Source organism: Streptomyces flavofungini (genome assembly GCF_014650815.1).
GTDB classification, from domain to species: domain Bacteria; phylum Actinomycetota; class Actinomycetes; order Streptomycetales; family Streptomycetaceae; genus Streptomyces; species Streptomyces flavofungini.
In genome coordinates this window covers 18,305-31,157 of the sequence record NZ_BMVR01000018.1, presented here as the reverse complement: position 1 = coordinate 31,157, position 12,853 = coordinate 18,305, and the positions used below count along the sequence as shown (strand labels likewise).

Annotated in this window: 10 protein-coding genes and 1 pseudogene; 4 read left to right on the top strand and 7 right to left on the bottom strand. The window is 72.9% G+C overall.

From position 1 onward, the window contains the following. Positions 1 to 147: 147 nt before the first annotated feature. Both IE274_RS34200 and IE274_RS34195 read left to right on the top strand, forming a co-directional pair. On the top strand, positions 148 to 753 hold the full coding sequence (locus tag IE274_RS34200; protein ID WP_190119836.1) for a YceI family protein: 606 nt from the start codon (positions 148 to 150) through the stop codon (positions 751 to 753). 40 nt (positions 754 to 793) lie between these two features. After that, entirely contained in the window at positions 794 to 1,336 is a 543-nt protein-coding gene (locus IE274_RS34195; RefSeq protein ID WP_190119835.1) for a hypothetical protein, read from the top strand. A gap of 99 nt (positions 1,337 to 1,435) precedes the next feature. On the opposite strand, the gene IE274_RS34190 is transcribed toward IE274_RS34195, so the two are convergent. Beyond that, positions 1,436 to 2,341 (bottom strand): alpha/beta fold hydrolase, encoded by a 906-nt coding sequence (locus IE274_RS34190; RefSeq protein WP_190119834.1) that lies wholly within the window; start codon positions 2,339 to 2,341, stop codon positions 1,436 to 1,438. A 174-nt stretch (positions 2,342 to 2,515) separates the two neighbouring features. Beyond that, positions 2,516 to 3,334 carry a maleylpyruvate isomerase N-terminal domain-containing protein gene (locus IE274_RS34185; RefSeq protein WP_190119833.1) on the bottom strand — a complete coding sequence of 273 codons (819 nt, stop codon included), beginning with the start codon at positions 3,332 to 3,334 and terminating at the stop codon, positions 2,516 to 2,518. A 148-nt stretch (positions 3,335 to 3,482) separates the two neighbouring features. Between IE274_RS34185 and IE274_RS34180 the strand changes: the two genes are divergently transcribed. Beyond that, positions 3,483 to 3,953 carry an ankyrin repeat domain-containing protein gene (locus tag IE274_RS34180; RefSeq protein ID WP_190119832.1) on the top strand — a complete coding sequence of 157 codons (471 nt, stop codon included), beginning with the start codon at positions 3,483 to 3,485 and terminating at the stop codon, positions 3,951 to 3,953. Positions 3,954 to 4,024: 71 nt separating this feature from the next. Here IE274_RS34180 and IE274_RS34175 read toward each other — a convergent pair whose 3' ends face one another. Continuing rightward, the gene (locus IE274_RS34175; RefSeq protein ID WP_190119831.1) at positions 4,025 to 5,380 is read right to left on the bottom strand and encodes a hypothetical protein; all 1,356 of its coding nucleotides are present in this window, start codon (positions 5,378 to 5,380) and stop codon (positions 4,025 to 4,027) included. 192 nt (positions 5,381 to 5,572) lie between these two features. On the opposite strand from IE274_RS34175, the pseudogene IE274_RS34170 reads away from it, so the two are divergent. Further along, a pseudogene (locus IE274_RS34170) lies at positions 5,573 to 7,051 on the top strand (glycoside hydrolase family 30 protein); the annotation flags it as partial. Between the two features lie 64 nt (positions 7,052 to 7,115). On the opposite strand, the gene cimA reads toward IE274_RS34170, so the two are convergent. The 4 genes from cimA to IE274_RS34150 all read right to left on the bottom strand — a co-directional run bounded on the left by cimA (position 7,116) and on the right by IE274_RS34150 (position 12,788). Further along, on the bottom strand, positions 7,116 to 8,741 hold the full coding sequence (gene cimA / locus IE274_RS34165; protein WP_190119830.1) for a citramalate synthase: 1,626 nt from the start codon (positions 8,739 to 8,741) through the stop codon (positions 7,116 to 7,118). A gap of 394 nt (positions 8,742 to 9,135) precedes the next feature. Next, on the bottom strand, positions 9,136 to 10,425 hold the full coding sequence (locus IE274_RS34160) for a TolB family protein (RefSeq protein WP_190119829.1): 1,290 nt from the start codon (positions 10,423 to 10,425) through the stop codon (positions 9,136 to 9,138). A 137-nt stretch (positions 10,426 to 10,562) separates the two neighbouring features. After that, positions 10,563 to 11,810, bottom strand: a complete 1,248-nt coding sequence (locus IE274_RS34155; protein ID WP_190119828.1) for a TolB family protein — start codon at positions 11,808 to 11,810, stop codon at positions 10,563 to 10,565. A 21-nt stretch (positions 11,811 to 11,831) separates the two neighbouring features. Next, positions 11,832 to 12,788 carry a TolB-like translocation protein gene (locus tag IE274_RS34150; RefSeq protein WP_190119827.1) on the bottom strand — a complete coding sequence of 319 codons (957 nt, stop codon included), beginning with the start codon at positions 12,786 to 12,788 and terminating at the stop codon, positions 11,832 to 11,834. Positions 12,789 to 12,853: the final 65 nt, after the last annotated feature.

The following is a 12,853-nucleotide window of genomic DNA, read 5'->3' as shown; positions in this document are numbered from 1 at the left end:
CGCGTAATCGCCTCGACACGCTCCGCTTGATGTTGAATATTGAACCGAGTAGCGTTACGGTCAATCTCGTTGAACACTCAACTACTCACGGCCGCGACTCCTCGCCCCGAAGGCCCGGAGCCCGGCCCGTCCCCCGAGGAGCACGCCATGGGAATCTTCAGCCGCAAGGACGACAGCGCCACCCCCGCGACCGCCGAGGCCACCCCGGAGCTCGGCGCGCTGACGGGTGAGTACACGCTCGACCCGGCGCACACGTCGATCGGCTTCGTCGCCCGGCACGCGATGGTCACCAACGTGAAGGGCTCCTTCAAGGAGTTCAGCGGCACGCTGCACCTGGACGGCGCCGACCCGTCCGCGTCGACGGCCGCCCTCGACATCACGATGGACAGCATCGACACGGGCAACGCGGACCGCGACGGCCACCTGAAGAGCGCCGACTTCTTCAAGACCGACGAGTTCCCGCAGATGACCTTCCGCTCCACCAAGGCCGAGGCCCTCGGCGGCGACGACTACCGCATCACCGGCGACCTCACGATCCTCGGCACCACCCGCCCGCTGAGCATCGACCTGGAGTTCAACGGCGCCGCGAAGGACCCGTTCGGCAACGAGCGCGTCGGCTTCGAGGGCAAGGCGGAGATCCTGCGCTCGGAGTGGGGCCTGACCTGGAACGCGGCCCTGGAGACCGGCGGCGTGCTCGTCTCCGACAAGATCAAGCTCAACTTCGACATCTCGGCGATCAAGAACGCCGCGTAACGCCCGGCCGCCGGGCGGGAGCGCACGGTACCGTTCGGCGGTGTCCGAGTTCCTGTCCCAACTGCCCGCCCTCATCGGCGTGGTCATCGGTGCCATGGGGTCGTACGTCGCCGTGATGCGCGGCGAGCGGGTGCGCTTCCGGCGTGAGCGGGAGGCCCGCTGGGAGGAGCGGCGCCTCGCGGTCTACACCGAGTACGCGCGCGTACTGAAGCAGACCGTGACGCTCACCTACCGGATCGCCGCCCACCAGGGCAACGACCCGCACCCCCACCCCCTGTCCGCCGACGAGGGCGAGCCGCACCTCGCCGTGGCCGCCGACGCGCGCGACCCGGCGGGCGAGGCCCTGCTCCTGCTCGGCTCGCCCTTGGTGGTGGAGCGGGCCCGGGTGTGGGTGGTCGTCGTGATCGAGATGGAGCGGTTCCTGCGCGCGGGCGCCCACGACCCGCAGGCGTGGGCGGGCCTCCTGGCCCGGCAGCGGACGGCCCGCGACGGCTACTACTCGGCGGTACGCGAGGACTTGGGGCTGCCGCCCGGCCATTCCGGGCGGTGGGAGCTGCCCGGACTCAGGCCGTCTGCGGGCTGACCCGCACGCGGCTCGGCGCATGTCACGGCCGCTCCGCACACGGCTCGGCGTAGGTCTCCGCCACCCCGCACGCCGCTCCGCGCGCGGCTCGGCCGACCGTCACCTCGCCTGGCGCGCGGCCGCGGTCGCCGTGTGCTCCAGGATCGCCGTCACCAACGGCCCCTGCACGGCCGGGGGCAGGGCGTGCCCCATCCCCGGGATCTCCACCAGGCGGGCGTTCGCCACGACCTGGGCGAGGTGCTGCGGGTGCGGCGGCGGGAACACCGGCTCGGCGGGGGCCACGGTCACCAGGACCGGGACCTCGTTCCGCGCCAGCTCCACCGTGCGCTCCATCCCCGAGTCGTCCGCGCGGCCGTGTGCGGTCGACGCCTCGTACGTGCCCGCGTGCGCGATGACGCGCCGCTCCAGATCCCGGAAGAACGCCTCGTCGAAGGGGAGTTGACCGCCCCCGAGGACCCGCCAGTGCGCGACCCGGCGGTCCAGCTCAGCCTCCGTCCCCGCGTCCTCGACGGGTCGCGCCCACATCTCCAGGACCTCCGGGAAGATCGGGGGCAGCTCGGCCACCGGCAGGGACGTGCCGTCAGGGGCGACGTACGGGTGGGCGCTCAGCGCGCAGGTGCCCATGAGCGTCGCGCTCAGGACACGGTCGGGGTGGTCGGCGAGGACCAACTGCGTCAGCATGCCGCCGAGGGAGAGTCCGGCCAGGTGCGCCCGCGGGATCTCCAGGGCGTCCAGGACGGCGATCACGTCCTGCGCCAAGTCCACGACGCGGTACGGCTGTTCGTCGTACGCGGTCGTCGAGCGGCCCGTGTCGCGGTGGTCGTAGCGGATGACGTGGTGGTGGTCGGCCAGCGCGTCCACCATGGCTTCCGGCCACCCGATGCCGGAGGCGGTGGCGCCCATGACCAGGAGCAGGGGTGTGGCATCGGGCGCGCCGCGACGCTCGGTCCACAGGCGCACTCCGGGGGCCGCGTCGACGTACTGCTCGGTGGCGGGGTGGCGCATCAGGGTCTCCTGGGGCGGGGCACGGGTGGGCGGACGCGGTGGGGTGCCACGTCTATCACTTCTTGACGATACGTATCGTCTCGTTAGTTGGGGCTGACGTCAAGCCACGCCCATGGGGTGCGGGTCGGTCGGAGCCGTGGGGCGCGGCCAACCGGAGCCTCGGGGGTGCGGAGTTCAGCCGAAGCCGTTGCGGTCCAGCCAGTGGGCGAGGAGGGCCGCGTCGCCCGTGACCTCGGTGGTGGGGGTGCCGGGCGGGCGGCGGCGGTAGAGGGTGAGGAGCAGTGCGGTGAGCGGGCCGGTGACGGTGACGTCGGGGGTGCCGGGGTCGTCGGCCGTGCGGCGCCAGGCGAGCGCGTCACCCCGGAGGTCGACCAGCCAGTCGGCGCGGGCCGCGGGCGGGGCGTCCGTCGCCAGGAAGCGGAGGGTGCTCCCCCGGGACAGCAACTCCCGCTTCTCCGGGTGGAATGAGAGCTGCAGCGGATGTGTGCCCAGCTCCATCCACTCGTCGACGGCGTCCACAGCGACGGCCTCGTCCGTGACGGTGAAGTCGATGCCGAGGGCGAGGGCCGCGTCGGCCCGGTGGATCAGGGACTCGTGGGCGAAGCGGCGGGCGAAGAAGCCGGACGTCTCCTCCGGCAGCGGGGTCCACACCGGGGCGTCCGGGCCCGACTCGCGCAGGGTGTCGGCGAGGGCCGCGGCGCCCTCGCGCAGCCAGGGGGCGAGGACGGCCGGGTCCTCGTCGACGTACGGCGTGAGGTCGCGCATCTCGGTGTCCTGGGGCGGGGCCGCGGCGCGGGTGCGGATCGTCGTCTCCGCCCAGCGGTAGCCGTGGCCCAGGTGGCGGACCAGCTGGTTCACCGTCCAGCCCGGGCAGGACGGGACGGGCGTCGACAGGTCGGCGTCCTTCAGATGCGTGGCCAACTGGTCGGCCTGGACGGTGATCTGGTCACAGTTGCGGGGGTGGCCGAGGCGGCCGTGACTCAGCTTCGACATGGGGCCACCGTAGCCCCGGGCGCTGACGGCGCCCGGTGGCGCGGAGGGCCGGTGGACCGGCGAGGCAGAGGAAGCCAGGACCGGAGGACCCGAGGGCCGGAGGAAACGGGTGGCCCCGCCACGTACCCGGCGGCTAGCGTCCGCACCGATGAAACAGCGACAGCAGAAAAGGCTCTCCCGGCAGCTCTTCGAGGCCATCTGGATGGACGCCCCCACCCGCGCGCAGGCACTGCTCCGGGCCGGAGCCGACCCGGAGCGCCGCAACCGCGAGGGGACCACCCCGTTGTACGAGGCCTCCGTGTGCGGTCGAGCCGCGCTCGTCCGGCTGCTCCTGGCAGCCGGAGCCGCCCCCGACACCGAGAGCCGCGGGCTCGGCGCGGACGGCACGCCCTTGTGCGCGGCCGCCTGCTGGGGGCACACCGAGACCGTGCGCGCCCTGCTCGCGCACGGCGCCGACCCGAACCTCCGCGAGGAGCACGGCACGGGCTCGTCCCCGCTGCGCTGGGCGCAGCACGGCCCGCACCCCGAGACCGCCGCCCTCCTCGTCGCGGCGGGCGCGACCCCGTGGGAGGCAACCCAGCCGCCGCACGGCCCCGGGCCGACGCTCCCCCCGGCCTAGGCGCCGAGTTGGAAGGCGCTCCGGCCCAGAAGCCCCAGCGCCCAGAAACCCGAGCCGAATCCCACCCCGGCCTAGAACCCACCCCCGAAGTCCCCACCCCCGCCGAAGTCCCCGCCCCCGAAGTCACCGGACGAGAAGTCACCGGACGAGAAGTCCGCGCCGGACACGTCGCCGCCCTCGTAGCCGCCGCCGAAGTCCCCGTATCCGGAGCCGTAGCTCGCCGCGTACGCGGGGCTGGCCATCATGGAGCCGAGCATCGTGCCGACGAGGAGGCCCGGCAGCAGGCCGCCGCCGAAGTAGCCGCCCGCCCAGGGGCCGTACGCGGGTCCGGCCTCCCAGTAGGGGCGCCGTTCGCCGGAGTCGGTGGTGACGGTGCGGGCCATCGGGTCGTCCCCGTCGGCGAGGCGCACCGCGTCGGCCGCGCACACCGGTACCTCCCGGGTGGCGCCGCCGGCGGGGGTCCACTCGGCGTCCTTCACGGAGGGGCCGTGCCGGGGGTCGAAGAAGCAGGGGGCCCGGCGTTCGGGCAGCGGGCGGCCCTCCCGGCGGGCCGCGAGCAGCGCCAGCGAGAACCGGCCGTCATCCAGGGCCTGGGTGACGGCCCGCACCTGTTCGGGGCGTTCCGCCGCGGCCATGAACGACTTGGCCTTCTCGTAGGCGTCGAGGGACCGTTCGTAGTCCGCGCGCATGGCGTCGTCCGCGCCCGCCTCCGCCGGATGGAAGTCGAGGCGGTCCAGCTCCTCGCCGAAGGCGGTGATGTCCTCGTCGACGACGACGCGCAGCTTGTCCAGGGCCGCGCGCTGCTCGTCCTCCCGCCGGCGGCGCTTGCGGCGGGCGATCGCGTAGGCGCCCGCGCCGCCCGCGGCCACCACCGCGCCGACGCCGATCAGGGCGCCGACGGGCACACCGTCGCCGCCGCCTCCCGTGCTGCCCCAGGAGGCGGGCGCCGAGCCCCTCAGCTGCGGGAGCGCCTGGTCGACGAAGTCGTTGAGCTGGGACTTCGCGTCCTCGCCCTGAACCAGCGAGGACAGGTTCCGGACGGCGTTGTCGGAGAGCACGGAGGCGTCGGCCCTCGCGTCGAAGCGGTCGCCGAGGCGGACGGCGTAGGCGCCGGTGACGCCGGTGGCGGTGCGCAGGTCACGGAAGAGGTCGTCCCGGCCGGGGAACGAGGCGGGGAGCACCGCCACGAACAGCGGCTTGTCGGCCTTCTTGATCTTGTCGGCGAGGGCGTCCGCGTCGGCGGCGGAGAGCTGCGAGGCGGCGGCCTCGTCGATGTACACCGGGTTCTTCTTCAAGGCGTCGGCCACGGCCTGGACGTCCGTCGCGGCCTGGGCTCCGGGCGCCGTCGTGAGCGTGGCGCCGAGGGCCAGGAGCAGTCCGGACAGGATCAGGGTCAGCCGCGACGCCGTCTGCCTGGTGGGCCTCATACTTCACGCTAACTCCTCCACGGCCGGAACGTTCCCTCCCTTCGGTACGGAAAGCGCTCGCTGCGTTCGGCTCCCGAAGTCTTGACGGGCCCTTGGGGCGGCAGTTAACTCACGCCTTGAACTAAGGCATGACATAGCCATGACACCCGCCATGGCTCCCGACCCGACCCCCCGAAGGGCGGCGAGCGTCCCATGCGCAGACCCACCCCCACCCCCTGTGGGCCCACCCGGCTCACCCGCTTACTGGCCGCCGGACTCCTCACCACCGCCGGGCTCACCGGCCTCGGCGTGTCCTCCGCCGAGGCGGCGGGCGAGCCGGTCTCCATCTGGCTGACCACGACCGACGACAGCGGCGGCCGCCACGTCACCCGGGGCCTGCAGCCGCAGACCCCCATCGCCTTCCAGCCCGGCACGGGCGGCGGCGGCACGAACATCACCGTCGACGAGAACACCCGCTACCAGACCTTCACCGGCGGCGGCGCCTCCTTCACGGACACCGCGGCCTGGCTGCTGGACGGCAGCGGGGCGCTCACCCAGGCCAAGCGCGACGAGACCATGCGGAAGCTGTTCTCGCCGACCGAGGGCATCGGCCTTTCCTACCTCCGCAACCCCATGGGCGGCTCCGACCTCGCCCGCTTCGGCTACACCTACGACGACGTGCCCGCCGGGCAGACCGACCCGGGCCTCGCCCGCTTCTCCATCGCCCACGACCTCCAGGACGTGCTCCCCCTCACCAAGCAGGCCGAGCAGCTCAACCCGAAGCTGACGACGGTCGCCTCGCCGTGGACGGCCCCGGCCTGGATGAAGGACAACGGCCAGCTCAACGGCGGCTGGCTGAAGGCGGAGTACTACGGGACGTACGCCCAGTACTTCGTGAAGTACCTGCAGGCCTGGCGCGACCAGGGCGTGCCCGTCGACTACGTCACCGCGCAGAACGAGCCGACCTGCTGCGCCGGTTACCCGTCGATGAGCTGGAACGGCAACGGACTCGCGTACTTCACGAAGAACGAACTCCTGCCCAAGCTCGCGGGCGCGGGCCTGCCCACCAAGGTCCTCGCGCACGACTGGAACTGGGACACCTACGACGCGTACGCCGCCCAGACCGTCGACGACGCGGCCGTGCGCGCGCACCCCAACTTCGGCGGCATCGCCTGGCACGGCTACGGCGGCAACGTGTCCAAGCAGACCGAGATCCACCACAAGTACCCGCAGCTCGACGCCTTCCAGACGGAGCACTCGGGCGGGACCTGGATCGGTCACCAGCAGCGCGAGGACATGATGAACATCATCGACTACACCCGGAACTGGGCGAAGTCGGTGACGAAGTGGTCGCTCGCCGTGGACCAGAACCGCGGCCCGCACAACGGCGGCTGCGGCACCTGCGACGGACTCGTCACCGTGCACAACGGCGACGGGCGGCACGGACAGGTCGACTACACCGTCGAGTACTACACGATGGGGCACCTGACGAAGTTCGTGCAGCCCGGTGCCGCCCGCGTCTCCTCCACCGCCAGTGCGGACGTGCCGAACGTGGCGTGGCGGAACACGGACGGCACGAAGGCGCTGATCGCCTACAACGACTCCACGTCAGCGAAGACGGTCACCGTCAACTGGGGCGGCCAGCACGCGACTTACTCGCTGCCGGGCCGGACCTCGGCGACGTTCACCTGGAAGAGCTGACGGCGTGCGCCCGGCCGTGCGGGGGCCGGGGGTGCCGGGGCCGGGCCGTGCCGGACTACTCGGTCGGCTCGACCCCGGCCCGCAGCAGGCCGTAGGTGACCGCGTCCTCCAGGGCCTGCCACGACGCGGCGATGACGTTGTCCGCGACGCCGACCGTGGACCACTCGCCGTCGCCGTCGGTCGTGGCGATCAGCACCCGGGTCGTGGAGGTCGTGCCGTGCTTGCCCTCCAGGATGCGGACCTTGTAGTCCACCAGCTCCAGCTTGGCCAGCTGCGGGTAGATCCGCTCCAGGCCCACCCGCAGCGCCCGGTCCAGGGCGTTGACCGGGCCGTTGCCCTCCGCCGTGGCGACGATCCGCTCGCCCTTGGCCCACACCTTCACCGTGGCCTCGTTGGCGTGCGTGCCGTCGGGGCGGTCCTCGGTGATGGCGCGCCAGGACTCGGTGCGGAAGTAGCGCCGGGCGCGGCCCTCGGCCTCCTCGCGGAGCAGCAGCTCGAAGGAGGCGTCGGCGGCCTCGTACGTGTAGCCCGCCAGCTCGCGCTCCTTGACGCGCTCCACGACCCGGCCGATCAGCTCGCGGTCGCCGCCGAGGTCGACGCCGAGCTCCTTGCCCTTGAGCTCGATGGAGGCGCGCCCGGCCATGTCGGAGACCAGCATCCGGATGCGGTTGCCGACGAGTTCGGGGTCGATGTGCTGGTACAGGTCCGGGTCGACCTTGATCGCGGAGGCGTGCAGGCCCGCCTTGTGGGCGAACGCGGAGACGCCGACGTAGGGCTGGTGCGTGGACGGGGTGAGGTTCACGACCTCGGCGATGGCATGCGAGACCCGGGTCATCTCGCGCAGCGCGCCGTCGGGAAGGACCCGCTTGCCGTACTTCAGCTCCAGGGCGGCGACGACCGGGAACAGGTTGGCGTTGCCGACCCGCTCGCCGTAGCCGTTGGCGGTGCACTGCACGTGGGTGGCGCCCGCGTCGACGGCGGCGAGGGTGTTGGCGACCGCGCAGCCCGTGTCGTCCTGGGCGTGGATGCCGAGCCGGGCGCCGGTGTCGGCGGCGACGGTGGCCACGACGGCCTGGACCTGGGCGGGGAGCATGCCGCCGTTGGTGTCGCACAGCACGACGACGTCGGCGCCCGCCTCGGCCGCCGCGCGCACGACCGCCTTCGCGTACTCGGGGTTCGCGCGGTAGCCGTCGAAGAAGTGCTCACAGTCGACGAACACGCGGCGGCCCTCGGCGCGCAGGTGGGAGACGGTGTCGCGGATCATCTCCACGTTCTCGTCGAGGGTGGTGCGCAGGGCCAGCTCGACATGCCGGTCATGGGCCTTGGCGACCAGCGTCACGACCGGGGCGCCGGACGCGAGCAGCGCCTTGACCTGCGGGTCGTCGGCCGCCTTGGCGCCGGGGCGGCGGGTGGCGCCGAACGCGACGAGCTGGGCGTTCCTGAACGTGATCTCCGCCTGCGCGCGGGCGAAGAACTCGGTGTCACGGGGGTTGGCGCCGGGCCAGCCGCCTTCGATGAAGCCCACGCCGAAGTCGTCCAGGTGCCGGGCGATGGTCAGCTTGTCCGCGACGGTCAGGTTGATGCCCTCGCGCTGCGCGCCGTCGCGCAGCGTCGTGTCGAACACGTGGAAGGAATCGTCGGGCACAGGGGAGGAATCGTCGGGCCTGCTGGTTTCCGTCATGCTGTCGGGCTCCTGTGTCGGATGTCGGTCTACCGGATGGACCGGCTCCACCACCCCCCATGATCCCTCGCGCTCCGTCTGCCGACTGCGGGTGGGCCGGAAAACGAAAAGACCCCTCGCGGGTGCGAGAGGTCGGCGCGCGGGTCGAGGACGACGGTGTCCGCTCAGTACGTGATGGGTACCGGGCGGTCACTGCGGACCGGCGCGCTTGCTGCCAATAATCATGGCGAACACGAGCATGTCCGGCAGGGTGCCACAGGTTCTGTGGCACCCGCCTCACCGTCTCACCATGCGGTCCGGCGCGTGGTTCGCGCCGGTGCGCGAGGTGGCCGGATCGTGTCGGCCCCGGGCCCGGGGCCGCATCCGGTCGGCCTCGCGCCCGGGCCGGATCCCGTCAGCGCACGTTGCGGCGTACGAAGACGTCACGCGCCGTGTTCGTGTCGCCCGGGACCATGTTCGTCGCGTCCGAGGTGAACGTGAACGTCCTGGCGTCGGCGCTCAGGGCGTAGGCGGGCCAGCCCTGGTCCTCGCTCTCGCCGCCGCCCTTGGGCACGTTGACGCGCCGGGTCACGCCGTCCTTCAGGTCCCGAACGTACAGCGGGCCCTTCGCCGGGTCGCCCGCGGTGAGCCCCGACGCCGAGGAGATGAAGCCGACGTGGCGGCCGTCGGGGCTGATGCGGGCCTGGTAGGAGTCGGCGTCGGTCTGGCCGCCGCCCGCCGTCCGGGTGACCTTCTTGAGGGCGCCGGTGCGGGTGTCGAGGCGGTAGACGTCGCTCTTGCCGTTGGTGTCGCCGGACAGCATCGGCTCGGGGGTCTCGAAGGCCGCGTACCGCCCGTCCTTGCTGAGCGAGGGCAGTCCGACCTTGAGGTCCTTGCCGGTGGCCGACAGGTCGAGGCGCTTGGTGGTGCCGGTGTTCACGTCGTGCGTGTACGTCAGGGCGCCGAGGCCGGGACGGACCTGGCCGAGGGTGTAGCCGACGTGGCGGCCGTCCGCGCTCAGGCTCATCCCGCCGATGATCCAGGTGGGCTGGCCGGTGACGATCTCGCTGACCCGGCGGGTCGTGCCCTCCTTGCGGTCGCGCAGGTAGATGCCGGTCCACATGCCGTCGTCGCCCCCGTCGCCGTGGTCCTTCAGGGCGGACACGAACGCGACGTACCGGCCGTCGGCGCTGACCTGGGCGCCGACCACGTAGTCCCCGAAGACCGGCTTGTCGTCGTCGGAGAGGCTGACGATCTCGGTGCGGCCGGTCTTGCGGTCCTTCAGGAACGTACCGCTGTACAGGCCGCCGTCCCGGTCCACCTGCGCGGAGTAGGTGACGTACCGCCCGTCCGCGCTGATCGACGGGTCACCGGCGTGCGAGGTGTACTGCGCGCCGGAGTTCTGGAGGCTGATCCGCTCGACCTTCTTGGTGCTCAGGTCGCGCAGGTAGATGTCGGTCACGCCGTTGGTGTCGCCCGGCACCAGGTTGGTGGCCTCGGACGCGAACACGACGGAGCGGCCGTCGGCGCTGATGTCCGTGGCGTCGGACGGGCCGTCGCCCTGGGCGCCGCTCGCGCCGACGCTCACCCGCTCGGTGCGGGGAGCGGGGGCGCGGGTGTCCGCGGCGGCCGCGGCCGGCAGGACCGCGCCGGTGACGGCGGCGACGAGCGCGGCGGCGAGCGCCGCGCGGGTGGTGAGACGCATGGGTGGTTCCCCCGTGAGATGAGTGCTCGGTACGCGTGCTTGTTGCTCGGTACGCGTGCTTGTTGCTCGGGTCCCACGCCAGTGCTGTTGCCCGGGACCCGTGTCTGTAGGGAGTGCCGTACGGGCACTCCTGGTTGCTATGCGGACTGTCCGTCCTTGACTGTCCGCAGGAAGACGTCCGACACCCTGTTCGTGTCGCCCGTCACCAGATCGGGCGAAGCGGTGTCGAAGGCCACGACGCTGCCGTCGTCGTTGACCGACGGGTGCCGGGCCGGGAGGTCGTTGCGGCCGCCGTCCAGGTCCGCGCTGATCAACTGCGTCTTCCCGGTGGCCAGTTCACGCAGGAACACGGCGGGCACCCGGGCGGCCCCGCCTCGCACGGCCGAGACGTACGCGAGGTGCGTGCCGTCCGCGCCGAGCGCCGCGTCGTAGGTCGTCGCGCGCTTGGTCTCGCCGCGCACCAGGCGGGTCGTGCCCTGGTCGAGGTCGCGCACGAAGACGTTGACGCCGCCGTTCCGGTCGCCCGCCGTGAGGTTGGAGGCGGTCGAGTCGAAGGCGAGGTGGCGGCCGTCGCCGCTCAGGGACGCGCCGGACGAACGGCCGTTGGCCGGGCCGCCGCCGCGGGCCACGGAGGCCTTCTCCAGGGTGCCGGTGTCCAGGTCGCGCACGTAGACGTGCCCGCCGGACTCGTACGCGACATGGCGGCCGTCGGCGCTGATGGAGGAGTGGTCGGCCGGTGCCGACGGCTCGCTGGCGAGGCGGACCGTACCGTCGTAGATGCGGTAGCGGTAGACGCGCGGCCGCCCCGCGGTGCCGTCCGGGCCTTCGAGGGCGCCCGTGAACGACACCCACATGCAGTCGTCGCTCACCTGGGGCCGGTCCGCCCACGCGAAGGGCGTGCCCTCGAAGGACTGGCTGGCGCGGGAGACCTTGCCGACGGCGCGGTTGCGGACGTAGACCGTCCGGCGGTCGTCCGGGACCGGGGTGGACGTGATGTTGGTGGCCTTGGAGACGAACGCGGTCATGCGGCCGTTCGTGCACGGCGCGCCGCCGTGGGACGGGCCGTTGCCCATGCCGCGCGGGTACCCGGAACTGATGGCGGAGTCGCCGAAGTACACGTCGGCCAGGCCGTTCGTGTCGCCCTCCCACACCGGCCCCGCCGTGGTGAAGGTGGGCCTGGCGGCGAACCCGGCCGACAAGTCCTGTCCGTACGAGGGCACGTGGAGCTGGGCGCCGTTCCTGTCCACGCTGGCCCGCGCCGTCGTGGGCCCGCCGGGCGCGGGGTCCGCGTGGGCCGGTGCGGCGGCCGTCGCGGCGAGGGCGGCGGCCAGGAGTGTTCCGGCGGCGGTTCTCGCGGCGGCACGTGCGGTGTTCGCCTTGCTCATGGAGGTCCCCCGTGGGTGGGTTCAGTGGGTGTGGCGCAGGAAGATGTCCGTGCTCGCGTTGGTGTCGTCCGGGACCAGGTCGGTGGCGGCCGAGGTGAAGGCGACCGCGCGGCCCTTGGCTGCGACCGCGCCGGGCACGACGGCACCGGGGCCGACGGGGGTGCGCCTGCCCGTGCGGACGTCGAGGAGGGTGAGCGCGGTGCCGTCCGCGCCCTCGGCCAGGACGGCGTGACGGGCGTCCGGGCTCGCGGCCGCGGCGGGCCCGTCGGCGACTTCGCGAACCGCGCCCTCGCGCACGTCGTACGCGTACGTCTTGCCGTCGGCGGCGAAGAGCGCGGTGCGGCCGTCCTCGGCGAGCTGGACGAACCCGGCCTCGCCGAGGCCCTGGTCGAGCTGCGTCGTCGCTCCGGTCGTGCGGTCGCGCAGGAAGAGGTCCGCGCTGTCCGGGCTGTCCGGGCTGTCCGGGCTCCGGGTCACGTACGCGAGGAGCTTGCCGTCGGTGCTCAGGGACGCGGCCCCGAACCAGCCGTCGCCGCCGATCAGTTCGTCGGCTCCGGTGGCCGTGTCGTGGACCCACAGGTTCTGGGCGGGGCGGAAGCGGTCGCCCGAGGTGTACGCGACGTGGCCGCCGTCGGGCGAGACGGCGCGGAGCAGGCCGGTGCCGTTCCCCGGCGCCCCGACGTTGACGCTCCGGCCCGTGTCGCGGTCGAACAGCAGCGGCGAAGGGGACTTGGTGCCCGCCGTGTAGCCGATGTACCGGCCGTCACGGCTGAGCAGCGGCGTCCCCCACGTGGTGTTCCCGCCGATCTCGGCGAGCTTGCCCGTGACCCGGTCCTTCAGAACCAGGCAGGTGTACGACTGCTGGTGGCAGCGCAGCTCCTCGGCCTTGGTGGCGAAGGCGACGTACCGGCCGTCGGCGCTGATCCCCGCGTCGAGGGAGCGCCCGTCGAGCTGACCCCCGTGCCCCCCGGTGCTCACCCGCTCGACGCCCGGCCTGTGTGGGCGTACATCCGCCGCGGTGGCGGCCGACAGAGTCGCGCCGC